This is a genomic window from Cuneatibacter sp. NSJ-177 (assembly GCF_022867805.1).
Taxonomy (GTDB): domain Bacteria; phylum Bacillota; class Clostridia; order Lachnospirales; family Lachnospiraceae; genus Pseudolachnospira.
In genome coordinates, this window is record NZ_JALIFO010000002.1 from 488259 (window position 1) to 505510 (window position 17252).

The window sequence follows — 17252 nt, forward strand, 5'->3', positions numbered from 1 at the left end:
TCCTGCGAAAAATTAAAATCGTTCTCTTCTCTTCTAATCCGCCGGGAAAAATCCGTTCCCAGTCCCAAAAGATCCGGCTTCTCCCCTTTCGCACCGCCCGCTTTTCTTACCAATGCAGCCGGTGCAGCTTCCCTTCTCTCTGCATCCCTGCGAAGTTCTGCTGCCGCAACGCTTCATAGAGCACAATCGCCACTGAATTAGAGAGGTTCAAAGACCGGATTTCCTCATTCATCGGAATCCGAATCGCCGTCTCCTTATAATTTACCAGGATCTCTTCCGGTATCCCTGCGCTCTCTTTGCCGAACATCAAGAAGCAGTCCGGCTCGTACTCCACCTCGGTGTAGACCTGCTCCGCCTTGGTGGTCGCCATATAAATCTTCGCGCCGGGATTTTTCTCCAAGAAATCTTCAAAGTTGTCATAAACCGTGACGTCCAGTTCCTTCCAGTAATCGAGCCCCGCCCGCTTTAAGCTTTTTTCATCCAGACGGAACCCCAGCGGACAGATCAGGTGAAGCCTGGTCCCGGTCGCCGTGCAGGTACGCCCGATATTTCCGGTATTGGCCGGCATTTCCGGCTGGTGCAATACGACGTTCATGCCTGCTGCTCCTGATCCAGCCGCTTCACGAAGCGCTCCAGCCGGTCCAAAGCTTCCCGGAGGCTGTCGAGGGAATAGGCGTAGGAGACCCGCAGGAATCCTTCACCGGACCCGCCGAACGCCGTCCCCGGCACAACGGCCACCTTCTCCTCTTTCAGGAACCGGTTGGCAAACTCTTCACTGGTCATCCCAAACCGCTTGATATTCGGGAAACAGTAAAAAGCGCCGTGGGGCTCAAAGCAGGGAAGGCCCATCTCCTCGAACCGGCGCAGCAGATACCTCCGGCGCTGGTCATAGGATTCCCGCATTTCCTCGATATCCCGATCCCCGTTCTTCATGGCCTCGATGGCCGCATACTGGCTGTTGGTCGGCGCGCACATAATCGTATACTGATGAATCTTCGTCATCTGCTCGATTAGAAACGCAGGTCCTGCCGCATAGCCCAGCCGCCATCCGGTCATGGCATAGGCCTTGGAGAATCCGTTGATCACCAGCGTCCGCTCCCGCATCCCCGGCAGGGAAGCGATACTGGTGTGCTCCCCGTGATAGGAAAGCTCCGAGTAAATCTCATCGGACAGCACAAAAACATCTTTCTCAATCAGGACATCCGTCAATGCTAAAAGCTCCTCCCGGTCCATCACAGCTCCGGTCGGGTTGTTGGGGAAGGGCAGGATCAAAACTTTCGTCTTCGGCGTGATGGCTGCCAGCAGTTCTTCCCTCGTCAGCTTAAATTGATTTTTCTCCTGCAGCTCGATCACCACCGGCTTGCCGTCGGCAAGTAAGGCGCAGGGCAGATAGGACACATAGCTGGGCTCCGGAATCAAAACCTCATCCCCAGGGTTCAGCATGGCCCGCAGAGCCAGGTCGATGGCCTCGCTTCCGCCCACCGTGATCAAGACTTCCTTTGACGGATCATATCCCGTATGAATCCGCCGCTTCAAGTACCGGCCTATCTCCTCCCGAAGAGGCATCAGGCCGCTGTTGGACGTATAAAACGTGCGGCCTTTCTTCAAGGAATAGATCCCCTCTTCCCGGACATGCCAGGGCGTGTCAAAATCCGGTTCCCCGACGCCGAGGGAGATCGCGTCGGGCATCTCGCTGACGATATCAAAAAATTTCCTGATGCCGGACGGCGCAAGCTCAACAACTTTATCCGCTAAAAAATTTCTCATGGCATTACCAACATCCTTTCATCCTTGGCTTCCTCGGCCAGCACGGTTCCGTGATCCTTATATTTCTTCAGCACAAAATGGGTGGAGGTGCTTAAGACCGCCTCCATGGGGCTCAGCTTATCCGCGACGAACTGGGCCACCTCCCGCATGGTTTTCCCTTCCAAGATCACCGTAAAATCAAAGGCTCCGGACATCAGATAGACTGCCTGAACCTCCGGATAGTTATAGATCTGCCCGGCAATGCTGTCGAAGCCCATTCCCCTCTGAGGGGTAACCTTCACTTCGATCAGGGCGGTCACTTTATCGGTTCCGGTCTTGTCCCAGTTGATCAGCGTGTGGTAGCCGCCGATCACCTTTTCTTTTTCCATCGCCGCAATCTCTGCCGAGACGGCCTCTTCGGTTTCCCCCAGTAGGATTGCCAGATCCCGCGCCGTGATCCGTGCGTTCTTTTCCAAAATCGTCAGAATTTTTTCTCTCATTGTTGCTCCTTTCCGGCTGTGGCCTGCCTGAGGCAGACAGCCTCATACCCCCTTGCCAAATCCTGCGTCCACAAATCAGACTCCGGATCCCAGCCGAACCGAACCAATTCGTCCGGCTGAGGCTTGGTCAGATACCGCGTCCCCTCCTCGCTTACGACGACGCGCCTCTTTCCCGGATCCGTGCGGCCGATCACAGTCCCCGGCAGCCAATTTCCATTTTCCGTTATATACAGCAGCCCGCCGGACAGCAGCCCATACGGTGTCACATCCAAAAGCTCGCAGATCTCAACGGTCTCCTGTTTCACAGGAATCCGTGAAAGCTCCACATAGAGCCCGGTCTCCGCCGCCTCTCCCAGCCGCCAGAGCGCGCCGAAAACGCCGCCCGGCCCGATGGGAACCGCGGCCAAATAGCCGGTAACCGCGGCCGGTTTTTCCGGAACTAGTTTCGCCTGTTTTACAAAATACGCCGGAAAGCGCTGAAAAAGCTTTTCTTCAAAGCGGCCCGCCAAAAGCGCGCCGCCCAGATCTCCGGCCGATCCGGTCATCACGATATCCATTAAAACAGGGTCAAAATACCGCTCAAAAGCGGCACCACCATACAGAGCACCAGCAGGCCGACGATGACCCAGACAATCCCTCTTTTTGACTTCTTATCTTTAAAATTAAACATAATTTCTTCCTTTCTGGCTCAGGCCTTTGCGGAAGGGCAGACGTCCTTCAGGAAGCAGTTTCCGCAGTCCGGTTTCCGCGCCGTGCAGATACTGCGGCCCAGCGTAATGATATGAATGTTATAAAGAATCCAGTGGTCCTTTGGAATGACCTCCATCAGATCAAACTCCACTTTCACCGGATCGTCCTCGCCGGTAAAACCCAGCTTTTTTGAGATCCGCTTCACATGGGTATCCACCACGATACTAGGATCATTGTAAATATTGCCCCGGATCACATTGGCCGTCTTGCGGCCCACGCCGGCAAGCCCGGTCAGCTCCTCTAGGGTACCCGGCACTTCCCCGCCGTATTTCTCCACCAAATCCTTCGCGCAGGAAATGATGTTCTTCGCTTTATTATGGTAAAACCCGGTGGAGTGGATATCCTGTTCCAGCTCCGCCAGATCTGCATTTGCAAATTTCTCCAGCGTGTCGTATTTCCGAAATAAATCCTTTGTCACGATGTTTACTCGGGCATCGGTGCATTGGGCGCTCAGCATCACGGCAATTAAAAGCTGCCAGGGTGTCTCATAATTCAGATAACAGCGGTATTCCATCCCATACTCGGCGTCCATACGCCGCAGGACCTCCGCCACCCGTTCTTTCGTGGTCATGGCTTATGCTTCCAGATTTGCTGCCTTTTCCGGATGTTTTTCCATCCAGCCTTTGGCATAGCTGCAAGAAGTGCGCGTCTTCCATCCCTGTTCCTCGATCCGGGCGATGGCTGCAGCCATCAGCTTTCCGGCCACGCCCTGGCCTCTCAGCTTGTCGGACACAAAGGTATGATTCAAGTCCACCACGCCGGGCGCAACCTCCGGAAAATCGATTTCCGCCAACAGTTCGCCGTCTTCCGCCTCTGCATAAATGCGATGTGCCTCATAAATAAATTCCATGATTCGCTCCTTTCCTTCGCGCCGCCCCTCTGGGCAGGCCAACTTTTCCGCCGCTTCCGGGCGGGTCCGCGATTGCTCCGCAATCCTGCGATTTTCCGGTCCGTCAGTCCAATGGGCAGGACAGAATTTTCGCATTATTCGTCAAGGGGCTGCGGCGCCGGTAATCAAATATCAGCAGCCGCGTCTCCCCGGTTTCCGTATGAAAAACTTCCGTATGAACCGCCCGCGCCAGCTCCTTGGCCCCGCAGTCTTCATAGTGGGGAAGCAGTTTATGGGTCTCCGCCTCCCTGGCAAGAAAACGTCTGATCCGATCCCGATAAGGGGACAGGTCCCTGCCAAAGGACGGACGGCTTTTCAAATTTTCCCTGGCATAGCAATCCACCAACAGACGCATCCGGAACCCTTCTTCTCTCTCCGGCGCGGCCGTGCGGAAAAACTCCAACAGGATTTCATATTTCCGGATGCGGGACGGCTGTAAAACAAAGAGTCCGTGTTCCCGGTAATATCCGGCCAAGGCTTCATACATGGCGAAAGGGCCGGCAAACTGGCCTTCCAGTTCCTCCAACGAATAAGAAAACTGGCCGCTGTTGTAATAAAGTTCCAGGACTTCTTCGATTTCTTTCAGGCGAAGAACCTCCTCGCAGGAGAGCCAGTTGGTCATAAGGACCTCATAGGGTGGTTTTCTCGTGGCCAGAATCCCATATTCCGCCGCCTTTTCCTCCATGTAAGAGCCTTTCAGCACTTTCAGAAAGCCCAGCTGCAGCTGTTCCGGCCGCAGGGCATACACTTCGTCAAAAGACCGGCCGAAGCTTTGATAATCCTCATAGGGAAGACCTGCGATTAAATCCAGATGCTGATGGATATTCCCCCAGGAATTGATCTCGCGGACCAGGGCAGCGACCTTGGAAAAATCCATCTGACGCCGGATCTCTTTCAGTGTGCGCGGATTCGTGGACTGAACGCCAATCTCCAGCTGTACGGCTCCCGGCCGCATTTCCTTTAAGACCGCCATCATCTCAGAATCCAGCAGATCCGCCGCGATTTCAAAATGAAAATTGGTCACGCCGTTGTCATGATCCCGCAAAAAACGCCAGATGGCCAGCGCATGATCCTTCCGGCAATTAAAGGTCCGGTCGATAAACTTCACCTGGGGCGCCTTCCGGTCCAGGAAAAAGGACAGCTCTTTCTCTACCTGAGCCAGGCTGCGGAAATCCATCCCCCGCTCGATCGAAGACAGGCAGTAGCTGCACGAAAACGGACAGCCCCTGCTGCTCTCATAATAAATGATCCGGTTTTCAAAACCGTCCGCGTCCGAATACCAAAAGGGGATTTCCGACAAGGGGATCACTCCGTACTCCCCGCTTCGAAGGATCCGTACAGGCGGCGCGGAACGTCCCGCCCGGTAGCGGTTTGAAAGCCAGGCAAAAACCGCCTCCCCTGGGCCTGTCATCACGCCGGTGACCGGCAATCTTTCGAGAACCTTCTCCGCATCGTAGCTGACCTCCGGCCCTCCCAGCCAGATATCCGTCTCCGGAAGCATCCGCTTCAGGTCAAAAATCAGCTCCTCCACATAGGGCATATTCCAAATGTAGCAGGAAAAGGCCAGCACATCCGGATGGCGGCGGTACAGGTCCCCTCTTACCTCGGATATCGGATGATTGATTGTATATTCCGCGATTTCCACCGATTCCGCCGCGGCTCCCGCACAGGCTTTTAGGCTGTGCACCGCCGGATTGGAGTGGATATACTTCGCATTGATAGCAGCCAGCAAAATTTTCATGTGTCCTATTATATAGCTTTTGCGAAAAGAAGGCAAGTCTTTCCCTTGTGGGAAAAAAACTCCGATGCTATAATACATACGCCGGCGGTCCGAAAAATCGTCATGACCGTCCAGGATGGAAGGAATGGATCAATATGGAAATTGAAAGAAAGTTTCTGGTCAAAGAAATGCCGGAACAGTTAGAACAGTATGAGCGCCTCTCCTTAGAGCAGGCTTACCTGTGCACCTCCCCGGTGGTCCGGGTGCGCCGTCAGAACGATGATTATTATCTGACCTATAAAGGCCGCGGAAAAATGATTCGGGAAGAATATAATTTGCCCTTGAATCGGGATGCCTATGAACATCTTCTGGAAAAGGCGGATGGAAATAAGATCACAAAAAAGCGGGTGAAAATTCCTCTCGCCCCCTATGTGGTGGAACTGGACCTTTTCGAGGGAATCCTTGCGGGACTCGTCATCGCAGAAGTTGAATTTCCCACGAAAGAGGAGGCCCTCACCTTTCTCCCGCCTTCCTGGCTCGGAGAGGACGTCACCGCCGACCACCGGTTCCACAACAGCTTTCTGAGCGGGATCCAAAGCGCCGAAGAGGCGGCCGGGATTTTTGGGCCGCAGTTTCCCTCAGCGTCCCTTCAGACACTTTAAAATCGCCAGAGCCGTATACAAAAAAGGCCCGGCACCGTCACGTGCCAGGCCTTTTCTTTTTATTCGTGCATATAATCCAGAGGATCCACGGGCGTCCCGTCTTTGGTCATGCCAAAGTATAAGTTACAGCCCTCCACCACATAATATTTGGTGGGAGTGTCCAGAGAAGCCATGACCTCTCCGGCCTCGACGGTATCGCCGGTGGAGACATCGACGGTTTTCAGCTGGCCGTAGGTCGCTTCATAGCCGCCGCCCATATCCAGGACAATATAGTTGCCAATCTCTTCGTTGTTGTTGATCTCTTTTACCACGCCGGACGCAGCCGCCGTAACCTCCATGTCGGGCTCTCCCTGAATCAGGATGGCCGGACTGACCTTATAGGTTTCCAAAGTCGGATAGAACACGGTGGTGTCCATGCTGAACTCCCGTAGGATTTCGCCCTCGATGGGCCATTTCAGCGAATCTTCCTCGGAAAATACCGGAGCAGCCACTTCTTTTTCTGTGGTCTCTTCGGTTTCCGGCTCGGTCTGCTTTTCCGTTTCCGGCTCCGCCTCCGTCGTCTCTTCCTTGGTCGGGCGAGCCGCTACCGGCTCCTCGGCGTCGGTAGCCTGAGTCTGCGGGACCGTAGGTGCGGACTGGGTCTGCGGAACTTCGCTCGTGCCGTACACGACCTGTTCCGGAGATTCATCCATAGGCAGGTACTGATTTTCCTTATTCTCATCGGAACCCTTGCTGAGCAGCATCGCGCCGGTGGCCGCGATACCAACAGCTAAGAGCCCCACCGCCAGAGAATAAAACAAACGTCCATTGAAAAATCTTTTGAATTTATTCACGTCGTCACCCCTATCTTTACTTCTTGTTTTTACTGTTCACAAGTTGATAGGGATAGTGTTGACATGTTACGGAAATGTTATTCATTTCCCGTTCGACTTTTCCTTTGTTTCCATCCAACCCCTGCCGGCTCGCAAGAACGCGGCGCTGCCCGGAATCAGAAAACGGGCGGAAGCTCCGCCCATCTCTGTTATATTTCGATTTTATTCAGATGCCAGATTTCATCCACATATTCCTGAATGGTCCGGTCCGAAGAGAACTTGCCGGAGTGAGCCACATTCAAGATCGCCGCGCGGCTCCACCATTCCTGGTCCCGGTAAGCGGCCTCCACGCGTTTCTGCGCGGCCTCGTAGGCGCGGAAATCCTTTAAAATAAAGTAGGTATCCGCCTTCGCCGTGCTCTTGGTGTTCAACAGGGAATTGTAGAGCGGGCGGAATAGCTCTGGGTTTTCCGGGGAATAAAATCCGTTGATCAGCTGCATCAGCACCTGGCGGATCCCAGCATCCTGGTTAAAGATCTGCATCGGATCATAGCCGCCCTCTTTTTCATAGCGGATGACCTCCTCGGCCGAGAGCCCGAAGATAAATGCGTTCTCCGCGCCGACCTCCTCGACGATCTCCACATTGGCGCCGTCCATGGTCCCAAGAGTCAGCGCCCCGTTCAGCATGAATTTCATGTTCCCGGTGCCGCTGGCTTCCTTGCTGGCCGTGGAAATCTGTTCACTGACATCGCTGGCCGCAAAGATGATCTCGGCGTTGGACACCCGATAATCCTCGATAAACACCACCTTGAGTTTTCCGTGGATTGACGGATCGTTGTTCACGACCTTGGCCACCGCATTGATCAATTTGATCGTCAGCTTCGCCACCTGATAGCCCGCGGCCGCCTTGGCGCCGAAAATGAAGGTGCGGGGCGTCAGATCCATGCCGGGATTGGCCCGCAGCTCATTGTAAAGGTACATCACATGCAGGATGTTCAAAAGCTGGCGTTTGTATTCATGGAGCCTCTTCACCTGTACGTCAAAGATCGACCCCGGATCCACGTCAATTCCGTTGTTTTCCTTAATGTATTCCGAAAGACGCAGTTTGTTCTGGTATTTGATCATGCGGAATTCCTGCCGGCATGCCGGATCATCCGCCAGGGGTGCCAGCTTCCTGATCTGGGAAAGGTCTGTGATCCAGCCGTCGCCGATCTTCCTGGTTACCCAGTCGGCCAGCAGAGGGTTCCCGTGGAGCAGGAAGCGGCGCTGCGTAATGCCGTTGGTTTTATTGTTAAATTTCCAGGGCATCATTTCATAGAAATCTCTGAGCTCCTGGGTTTTCAAAATCTCCGTGTGCAGTCTCGCCACGCCGTTGACCGAAAAACTGCCGACAATGGCCAGGTTGGCCATCCGCACCTGCCCGTCATAGAGCACGGCCATGTTCTTCACCTTTTGCGGCTGATTCGGGTACTTCGCCCGGATCTCGTCGACAAAACGCCGGTTGATCTCATCCACGATCTGATACACCCGCGGCAGCAGCCGGGAAAACAGGTCGATGGGCCATTTTTCCAGCGCCTCGGCCATGATCGTATGGTTGGTGTACGCGCAGGTCTTGGTGGTGATCTCCCATGCCTCATCCCAGCCCAGATACTCTTCGTCCAGGAGAATCCGCATCAGCTCCGCCACTGCAATCGACGGGTGGGTATCGTTCATCTGGAAGCAGACCCGCTCCGGAAGCCGATGGATCTCCCCGCCGGACTCCTTATACCGCTCCACCGCCCGCTGAACCGTGGCCGACACGAAGAAATACTGCTGTTTCAGACGCAGTTCTTTTCCGGCATAGTGTTCGTCGCAGGGATAGAGCACCTTGCAGATGGTCTCCGCCAGGTTCTCCTGTTCCGCCGCCCGCTGGTAATCGCCCTGGTTAAAAGCATTCAGCTCCAGATCTTCCACCGGCTCGGCGCTCCAAATCCGAAGCGTATCCACCACACCGTTCCCATAACCGATCACCGGCAGGTCGTAGGGTACGGCCAGCACCGCCTGGCAGCCTTCCTGTACATAGTGAGGCTGGCCGTTGGGGCCGGTCTCGCAGCGGGTGTAGCCGCCGAACTTGATTTCCTTCTTATATTCTTCCCGGCGCACCTCAAAAGGATTCGGCAGACGGAGCCAATTATCCGGCACCTCTTTCTGGAAGCCGTTTTCGATCTGCTGCTTAAACATTCCGTATTTATAGCGGATCCCGCAGCCGTACGCCGGATAGCCCAGCGTAGCTAAGGAATCTAAAAAGCAGGCGGCCAGACGGCCGAGTCCGCCGTTTCCGAGAGCCCAGTCCCGCTCCTGATCCTCGATCAGGTTCAGATTCACCCCGAATTCCTCCAGGACCTCCTGCACTTCTTTTAGCGCCTGGATATTGATGATATCGTTTCCCAGAGCGCGGCCCATCAAAAATTCCATCGAAAGGTAGTAAACCATCTTACATCCCTGTTCGTCCGTCAGCCGCTTCGTGTCAATCCAGGCGTCGATGATCTGTTCTTTTACGGCATAGCCGACAGCCAGATAGATCTGCTCCGGGTTGGCGTTTTCAATTTTTACTTTTGAGTTCAGTTTCACCAGCTCGATCACCCGGCGGCGAAATACTTCTTTGTCAAACTGATATTTGTTCATGGCACCTCCAATGTCTGTAACCGATACCGTACCGCCAAGTACGGAAAAGAAGGCTGCCTTCCGATGATACGCTCATCCGAGACAGCCCTCCCAATTGCTGTATTCCCAGTCTTATCCGATTTTTTCAACGCCGAGCGTTACGTTCTCGCCATTGATGTTCCATTCTTTACTATAACCGATTTTGTCGTTAAATACAAGATCCTCCGCCAATACTTCCGGCAGAATTTCCTCCTTATGATTTTTCAGCAGATCTTCGATCTTCGCATTCCCCTCGGCGGAAATCCGAATATGGTCCATGACCTCAAAGCCAGCTTCCTTCCGCATGGTCTGCACCTTGCTGATGATCTCGCGGATGAATCCTTCCTCCAAAAGCTCAGGCGTCAGCGCCGTATCCATGACGACGGTCATCTCGCCGGACGCCTCGGAGACAAAGCCCTCGGTCTGCGCCGAATCGATCAGCAGGTCCTCTTTACCTAAGACCGCCTTTCCGGTGGAAATCGTCAGTTTTAGCTCCCCGGTTTCATTCAGCTCATCCATGGCAGCATTGCCGTCGATCTCGGAGAGAAGCGTGCGGATCTCGTTGAGCTGCTTGCCGTACTTCGGCCCCAGCGTCCGCATCTGCGGCTTGAAGGTGTAGGAAGTGAACGCCCGGACATCTTCGGTAAACTTCACGTTCTTAACATTCAGCTCCTCGCGGATGATGTCGGTGTAGAAGCTGTCCAGCGCAAACGGAGCCTTCACAAACATCTGGGCCATCGGCTGACGGTTTTTGATGTTGGACGCATTCCGGCAGGCGCGGCCGAGCACCACGATTTTTAAAACCTCATCCATGTCGGCTTCCAGCTTTTTGTCAATCCACTCTTCGTTTACGGCCGGATAGTCGCACAGATGGACGCTCTCCGGAGCCTTCGGATCGATGTTTCGCACCAGGTTCTGGTACATATCCTCCGTGATGAACGGCACCAGCGGAGCGGCCAGTTTGGCCACCGTCACGAGAGCCGTGTACAGCGTCATATAGGCGTTGATCTTATCCTGCTCCATGCCCTTTGCCCAGAAACGCTCCCGGCTGCGGCGGACATACCAGTTGCTCATATCATCGACAAAACTTTGCAGCGCTCTTGCGCTCTCCGGAATCTGGTAATTGTCAAGGCAACCATCGACGGTCTTCGTCAGGGTGTTCAGCTTGGACAGCAGCCATTTATCCATGACGCACAATTTATCATATTCCAAGGTATACTTGGTTGCGTCAAATTCATCAATATTGGCATATAAAACAAAGAACGCGTAGGTATTCCAAAGGGTTCCCATGAACTTTCTCTGTCCCTCGGTGACCGCTTTTCCGTGGAAACGGTTGGGCAGCCACGGGGCGCTGTTGACATAGAAATACCAGCGGATCGCGTCGGCGCCGTACTGCTCCAAAGCTTCCATCGGGTCCACGGCGTTGCCCTTTGATTTGCTCATCTTCTGGCCGTTTTCATCCTGTACGTGGCCCAGGACAATGACATTCTTATAAGGAGCCTCATTGAAGACCAGCGTGGAGATGGCAAGCAGGGAGTAGAACCATCCGCGGGTCTGGTCCACGGCTTCGCTGATAAAAGCAGCCGGGAAGTTCTTCTTAAAGGTCTCCTGGTTTTCAAAAGGATAGTGGTACTGGGCGAACGGCATGGCTCCGGAATCAAACCAGCAGTCGATCACCTCCGGCACCCGGTGCATCTCTTTTCCGCACTTGGGGCAGGTGATGGTCACTGCGTCGATATAAGGGCGGTGCAGCTCAATATTGTCCGGGCAATTCTTCGACATGCTCTTTAATTCTTCAATGCTGCCGATGGAATGCTGATGTCCGCACTCACACTGCCAGATATTAAGAGGCGTGCCCCAGTAACGGTTCCGGCTGATACCCCAGTCCTGGACATTCTCCAGCCAGTCGCCGAAACGGCCCTTGCCGATGCTCTCCGGAATCCAGTTGATCGTATTGTTGTTGCGGATCAAATCTTCCTTCACCGCGGTCATCTTGATAAACCAGGAATCTCTCGCATAGTAGAGCAGCGGGGTGTCGCAGCGCCAGCAGTGCGGATAGCTGTGCTCAAATTCCAGCACGCGGAACAAAAGGCCGGACTCCTGTAAAGCCTTGATCACCTCTTTGTCGGCATCCTTGCAGAACATACCGGCCCAGGGGGTTTCTTTTGTCATCTGCCCTTTCGGATCCACCAGCTGAACAAAGGGCAGGCCGTAATTGCGGCCCACATTGGCGTCGTCCTCACCGAAGGCAGGCGCGATATGAACGATGCCGGTGCCGTCGGTCAGGGTGACATAGGTGTCACAGGTCACATAGAACGCTCTCTTGTTCACCTTAGCGAACGGGAAGAGCGGCTCGTATTCGCGGTATTCCAGATCCTTTCCGACGTACGTCTCCAGGACCTTGTACTCGCCCTCCAGGACACTGTCGCAGAGAGCCTCGGCCAGGATGTACTTCCTGCCCTCGTTCTCCACCTTGACATAGGTTTCCTTCGGATTCACGCAGAGGGCCACGTTGCTGGGCAGGGTCCAGGGGGTCGTAGTCCAGGCCAGGAAATAGGTGTCCTCCTCGCCGGCCGCGCGGAACCGGGCGATCAGGGATTTTTCCTTGACGTCCTTGTAGCCCTGAGCCACCTCGTGGCTCGAAAGCGGGGTGCCGCAGCGAGGGCAGTAGGGAACAATCTTAAAACCTTTGTAGAGAAGATCTTTGTCCCAGATCTGCTTTAACGCCCACCACTCGGACTCAATAAATTCATTGTGGTAGGTCACGTAAGGGTTCTCCATATCGGCCCAGAATCCGACCTTGTTGGAAAATTCCTCCCACATGCCCTTGTATTTCCAGACGCTTTCCTTGCATTTCTTGATGAAAGGCTCCAGGCCGTACTGCTCGATCTGCTCCTTGCCGTCCAGGCCCAGCTGCTTTTCCACTTCCAGTTCCACCGGCAGGCCGTGGGTATCCCAGCCGGCCTTTCTCGGCACGTTGTAACCCTTCATCGTGCGGTAGCGCGGAATCATGTCCTTGATGACGCGGGTCAGGACATGTCCGATGTGGGGCTTTCCGTTCGCGGTGGGCGGTCCGTCGTAAAACATATATTCCGGGCTGCCCTCCCGGATTTCCATACTCTTCTGGAAGATATGGTTTTCTTCCCAGAACTTCTCAACCTTCTTTTCCCGTTCCACAAAATTCATGTCCGTGGATACTTTCTGATACATGAGTGGATCTCCTCCTTTGACCATTCTCTCCATACACAAAAACCTCCATCCCAAACAGGACGAAGGCCATTCGCTATACCACCTATTTGCTGCATACGCCCATCCGGGGATATGTGCTCTCGATAACGGGAGAAACCGTCTGAGCCTACCAGCCGTCCGGCTTTCGGTCAGAAACTCCGAAGTGATTTTCCGCAAAGCTTACTGGCGCCGGCTCTCATCCTTCCCGGCTCGCTGTGGCGTTTGGTCTAAGCGTACTCTCTTCCTCTACGTTGTTCGTCAATTTCGTGTTCCTTATTATAATGTCTGCTTGAAGAAATGTCAAGTGTTTTGGCCGCAAAAACACCAATTATCCAGGAAAGGTAAGTTTTCTCTTGTGAAAAGGGCTCCTACTATGCTATAATCACGTGGAATAGACAAGCACTCCCCGCCGGAACCCACCTCCGGGGCGCGTCAATACAGTGATAGGAGGCTTTCATGAAGAACAGAAATCTGACCCTGATGACAGATTTATACGAATTGACAATGATGCAGGGTTATTTTAACGAAGACACCCGTGAAGTCGTGGTTTTTGATATGTTCTACCGGAAAAATCCCTGCGGCAGCGGCTATGCCATCGCAGCGGGTCTGGAGCAGCTGATCGACTACATCCGGCATTTGCAGTTTACTTACGACGACATCACTTATCTGCGTTCCCTGGGAATTTTTTCCGAGGAATTCCTGGAATACCTGCGCGGCTTCCATTTCTCCGGCGATATCTATGCGATCCCGGAAGGAAGCGTGGTCTTCCCTTATGAGCCGCTGGTCAAGGTCGTCGCTCCGATCATGGAGGCGCAGCTGATCGAAACCACGCTCTTAAATTTGATCAATCATCAAAGCCTGATCGCCACCAAGGCGTCCCGCGTCTGCTGGGCGGCCGAAGGCGACGGCATCATGGAATTCGGCCTTCGCCGGGCTCAGGGCCCGGATGCCGGCACCTACGGCGCACGGGCGGCGATCATCGGAGGCTGCTGCGGCACCAGCAATGTCCTGGCCGGCCAAATGTTCAACGTGCCGGTAAAGGGTACCCACGCTCACAGCTGGATCATGAGTTTTCCGGATGAGCTGACCGCCTTCCGGAACTATGCCAAACTCTATCCCAAGGCCTGCATTCTCCTGGTCGATACTTACAATACCCTGCAGTGCGGCGTACCTCATGCCATCCAGGTGTTCCAGGAGATGAGAGACGCTGGCATTGAATTTGGCCTGTATGGAATCCGTCTGGACAGCGGCGATCTGGCCTACCTCTCCAAGGAAGCGCGGAAGATGCTGGATGAGGCAGGCTTCCAAGACGCCGTCATCTCAGCCTCCTGCGATCTGGATGAGTATCTGATCCAGAGCCTGAAAGACCAGGGCGCGCTGATCACTTCCTGGGGCGTAGGCACCAACATGATCACCTCCAAGGACTGCCCGTCCTTCGGCGGCGTCTATAAGCTGGCCGCCATCCAGGATGAAAAAACCGGAGAGTTTATCCCGAAGATTAAGCGTTCCGAAAACAACGAAAAAATCACCAATCCCGGAAATAAGATTATCTACCGGATTTATAAAAAAGATACGGGGAAAATCATCGGTGATCTGATTGCGCTGGAAGGGGAGACTTTCCCGGAGGACAAGGATCTGATGATCTTTGATCCGACCTTTATCTGGAAAAAGACTCTGCTCAAAGGCGGCACTTATACGATGAAGGAAATCCTGGTTCCCATTTACAAAAAAGGGCTCTGCGTATACGAGTCCCCCAGCGTCCTGGAAATCCAGGAATACTGCAAGAAAGAACTGAGCACACTGTGGGATGAAACCCGCCGTTTTATCAACCCCCACAAGGTTTATGTGGATTTATCCCAGAAGCTTTACAACCTGAAGATCCAACTTCTGGACAGCCTGAACTGACCGGAGGAAACCATGTTACGATTTTTACTAGTCGCCGCTTTGGTCATCCTGTTTTTGACAACCGTAGGCCTGATCCTGCTGGGCGTCGAAGGGGTGATCGGAAAAGTAAATAAAAAACGAAAAGATACCAGCAGCCTGCATATCATTCAGGCCATGTTCCGGATTATCTTAAAAGTATCCGGCGTGAAGATGAACGTGATCGGGCAGGACCGGATTCCCAAGGACACAGCGGTTCTCTACGTCAGCAACCACCGCAGCTACTTCGACATTGTCAGCGGCTACACCCTGGTGCCGGGGCTGACCGGCTTCATCGCCAAGAAGGAGATGGAAAAAATCCCGCTTCTAAGCCAGTGGATGAAAAACCTCTACTGTCTGTTTTTGGACCGGGAGAACTTAAAGGCCGGCCTGAAAACGATTTTGGAGGCCATCTCCTATGTCAAATCCGGCGTCTCGATCTGGATCTGCCCGGAAGGCACCAGAAATCACGGGGAGACCATGCTGCCCTTTAAGGAGGGAAGTTTCAAGATCGCTGAAAAGTCCGGCTGTCCCATTGTGCCGGTGGCCTTTTTCAAGACCGACGATATCTACGAGAACCATCATCCTGCCATCCGGATGACGGAAGTCACCATTCAGTTCGGAGAGCCCATCGAAGTCGCTTCGATGAGCAAAGAAGAAAAAAAGGCCCTGAGCCATCTGGTTCAGGGCAAGATACAGGAAATGTACAGCGAAGCGGCCGCAAAGGCGGCGGAAGAGGCAGCCAGGAATTAAGCCGCGCCCCCCGTCACCTCCGCAATTTTCGCATCGATCATTCCACGGACCATGGAGGCCACCTCCATGGTCTTTTTGTCTTTGTATTCTTCATAAGGAATGGGAGGAAGATAGTGGATCTGGATCGTCACCGGCGCAATCGAGTTGGTGTCAAACGCCTTGTAGCAGTCCACCAGAGCCACCGGAACAATCGGACATTTGGCGTAGTAGGCCGCCTTGAAACTGCCGCCTTTAAAGTCCAGGGTCTGATTTCCCTTCCGGCTGCGGGTCCCCTCGCTGAAAATCAGATAATTCCGTCCCTTTTTCACTTCCTCGGCAATCGCGTGGATCGTCCGCATGGCGCTTTTCACATCGTCCCGGTCAATCGTAATCCCCCTCAAAATCATCCGGACCTGTTTCAGCATAAAAGTGTTGGTCACTTCTCTTTTCATGACGGGCACAAAAGGATGGGGATCCGTCTCAAAAAATGCGAGCGTGTCGTAGAGCCCCTGATGATTCGGATAAATCATATATCCCATCTCCTGCGGGAGATTTTCCACGCCGGAGCTGACCACCGTCACCCGCCCGGCTTTGTTCGCCTTGGTCAGAATGCGCTTGATCAGGCGGTAACGGGATTCCTCGGTGCCGGCATTGGTGTACGCATAGATCATTAGACGGACAAACCAATAAGGGACAAAGAGAATCAACCGGAATACCATAAACGTAATACGTTTCATTGCTTCACCTCCTCAGGTCAAAGACCATTTGTCAGTATACAAGAATTTTTCCGGAAATACAAGGGAAACCCATCAGCGCCGGATGGTTTTCCCTTCTTTCTCCCCGTGCAAAAGCGCCTGCACCGTCATGAGCAGGACGTCTGAAAGCAGCTCTCCCTCCCCCGCCGTTACGCAGCGCTCCGGGTCCCGATCCACCAGGGGCCTCAGGGCTTGGGGAAAGAAGGCGAGATCTGCCGCCTCCAGCAGGGGAAGGTCAAATTCACTGTCCCCGGCGGACCAAATCTCCGGGCAGCCGGTCCTCTCCTGCAGACGCCGCACTGCCGCCCCCTTTTCCAGTGATTGGGGGAGAGCGTAAATCTTGCTCCCGTTCCGGTATACGTTCAGCCGGGAGTATTTCTCTTCTTTCAGGCGGGAAATGCTTTGCTCCGGACGGCCGCTCTTGGTGAATAGAAACAGACCGTCAACCAGCCGCACCTCAAAGTTTCGGTCCGGGTCCTCCTCCATCCTGCGCCGGGCGTCCAAAAGCTCGTCCGCCGCATCCCGCATCCGTTCTTCCGTCTCCGCTCTCCACTCCGGGTCTTCTTTTCCTCCGGTCAGAAGAGTCCCTCCATTGCTGACCAAGGCAAAGTCCGGGGTCCAGTCCGGGAAGAAGCAGATTCTTCGATATTGGTCTGCGGAGCGGGTCGAGACAGGCACAAAGAGGATTTCTTCGCGGAGATCCCGGAGCAGTTCCCAGGATTTTCTGGTCATAAAGGAAAGTTCTTTATCCTCCATGGTCTCCACCAAAACCTTGTCCCGTCCGATGTCCTGCTTGTAAGAATAAATCAGCGTATTGTCCAGGTCGGACGCCAGCATTCGTTTCGCCATCGTTTTCT

At 54.0% G+C, this 17252-nt stretch carries 15 protein-coding genes; 3 read left to right on the forward strand and 12 right to left on the reverse strand.

The features are described from left to right. Positions 1–106: 106 nt before the first annotated feature. The 7 genes from MUB23_RS06285 to MUB23_RS06315 all read right to left on the reverse strand — a co-directional run bounded on the left by MUB23_RS06285 (position 107) and on the right by MUB23_RS06315 (position 5626). Positions 107–595 carry a tRNA (cytidine(34)-2'-O)-methyltransferase gene (locus MUB23_RS06285; protein WP_244799518.1) on the reverse strand — a complete coding sequence of 163 codons (489 nt, stop codon included), beginning with the start codon at positions 593–595 and terminating at the stop codon, positions 107–109. Beyond that, the gene (locus MUB23_RS06290; protein WP_244799522.1) at positions 592–1767 is read right to left on the reverse strand and encodes an aminotransferase class I/II-fold pyridoxal phosphate-dependent enzyme; all 1176 of its coding nucleotides are present in this window, start codon (positions 1765–1767) and stop codon (positions 592–594) included. Before MUB23_RS06290 ends, MUB23_RS06285 begins: the two co-directional genes overlap by 4 nt. Beyond that, complete coding sequence (locus tag MUB23_RS06295; protein WP_244799523.1) at positions 1764–2246, reverse strand: Lrp/AsnC family transcriptional regulator; 483 nt, start codon at positions 2244–2246, stop codon at positions 1764–1766. The genes MUB23_RS06290 and MUB23_RS06295 overlap by 4 nt, the downstream gene beginning before the upstream one ends. Then, positions 2243–2803, reverse strand: a complete 561-nt coding sequence (locus MUB23_RS06300) for a hypothetical protein (protein ID WP_244799524.1) — start codon at positions 2801–2803, stop codon at positions 2243–2245. The genes MUB23_RS06295 and MUB23_RS06300 overlap by 4 nt, the downstream gene beginning before the upstream one ends. Positions 2804–2934: 131 nt before the next feature. Continuing rightward, positions 2935–3567 (reverse strand): endonuclease III, encoded by a 633-nt coding sequence (gene nth / locus MUB23_RS06305; protein ID WP_244799525.1) that lies wholly within the window; start codon positions 3565–3567, stop codon positions 2935–2937. 3 nt (positions 3568–3570) lie between these two features. Further along, a complete protein-coding gene (locus MUB23_RS06310; RefSeq protein ID WP_244799526.1) occupies positions 3571–3846 on the reverse strand; it encodes a GNAT family N-acetyltransferase in 276 nt (91 codons plus the stop codon). Positions 3847–3949: 103 nt separating this feature from the next. After that, positions 3950–5626: a B12-binding domain-containing radical SAM protein gene (locus MUB23_RS06315; protein ID WP_244799527.1), complete on the reverse strand. Its 1677-nt coding sequence runs from the start codon at positions 5624–5626 to the stop codon at positions 3950–3952. 134 nt (positions 5627–5760) lie between these two features. On the opposite strand from MUB23_RS06315, the gene MUB23_RS06320 reads away from it, so the two are divergent. Beyond that, positions 5761–6267 carry a CYTH domain-containing protein gene (locus tag MUB23_RS06320; protein ID WP_244799528.1) on the forward strand — a complete coding sequence of 169 codons (507 nt, stop codon included), beginning with the start codon at positions 5761–5763 and terminating at the stop codon, positions 6265–6267. Between the two features lie 59 nt (positions 6268–6326). On the opposite strand, the gene MUB23_RS19790 is transcribed toward MUB23_RS06320, so the two are convergent. The 3 genes from MUB23_RS19790 to ileS form a co-directional block, all read right to left on the reverse strand. Next, positions 6327–7100: a M23 family metallopeptidase gene (locus tag MUB23_RS19790; protein WP_244799529.1), complete on the reverse strand. Its 774-nt coding sequence runs from the start codon at positions 7098–7100 to the stop codon at positions 6327–6329. Positions 7101–7288: 188 nt separating this feature from the next. Then, positions 7289–9742 (reverse strand): glycogen/starch/alpha-glucan phosphorylase, encoded by a 2454-nt coding sequence (locus MUB23_RS06330; RefSeq protein ID WP_244799530.1) that lies wholly within the window; start codon positions 9740–9742, stop codon positions 7289–7291. A 111-nt stretch (positions 9743–9853) separates the two neighbouring features. Next, positions 9854–12970, reverse strand: coding sequence for an isoleucine--tRNA ligase (gene ileS / locus MUB23_RS06335; protein ID WP_244799531.1), 3117 nt, complete (start codon positions 12968–12970; stop codon positions 9854–9856). Positions 12971–13444: 474 nt separating this feature from the next. Between ileS and MUB23_RS06340 the strand changes: the two genes are divergently transcribed. Both MUB23_RS06340 and MUB23_RS06345 read left to right on the forward strand, forming a co-directional pair. Continuing rightward, entirely contained in the window at positions 13445–14893 is a 1449-nt protein-coding gene (locus MUB23_RS06340) for a nicotinate phosphoribosyltransferase (RefSeq protein ID WP_244799532.1), read from the forward strand. Between the two features lie 12 nt (positions 14894–14905). Next, positions 14906–15661: a lysophospholipid acyltransferase family protein gene (locus tag MUB23_RS06345; RefSeq protein ID WP_244799533.1), complete on the forward strand. Its 756-nt coding sequence runs from the start codon at positions 14906–14908 to the stop codon at positions 15659–15661. Here MUB23_RS06345 and MUB23_RS06350 read toward each other — a convergent pair. Together MUB23_RS06350 and MUB23_RS06355 are read right to left on the reverse strand one after the other, a co-directional pair. Further along, positions 15658–16377 carry a lysophospholipid acyltransferase family protein gene (locus MUB23_RS06350; RefSeq protein WP_244799534.1) on the reverse strand — a complete coding sequence of 240 codons (720 nt, stop codon included), beginning with the start codon at positions 16375–16377 and terminating at the stop codon, positions 15658–15660. The two genes, MUB23_RS06345 and MUB23_RS06350, sit on opposite strands and share 4 nt — an antisense overlap. Before the next feature lie 72 nt (positions 16378–16449). Next, positions 16450–17244 carry an HAD family hydrolase gene (locus tag MUB23_RS06355; RefSeq protein ID WP_244799535.1) on the reverse strand — a complete coding sequence of 265 codons (795 nt, stop codon included), beginning with the start codon at positions 17242–17244 and terminating at the stop codon, positions 16450–16452. Positions 17245–17252: the final 8 nt, after the last annotated feature.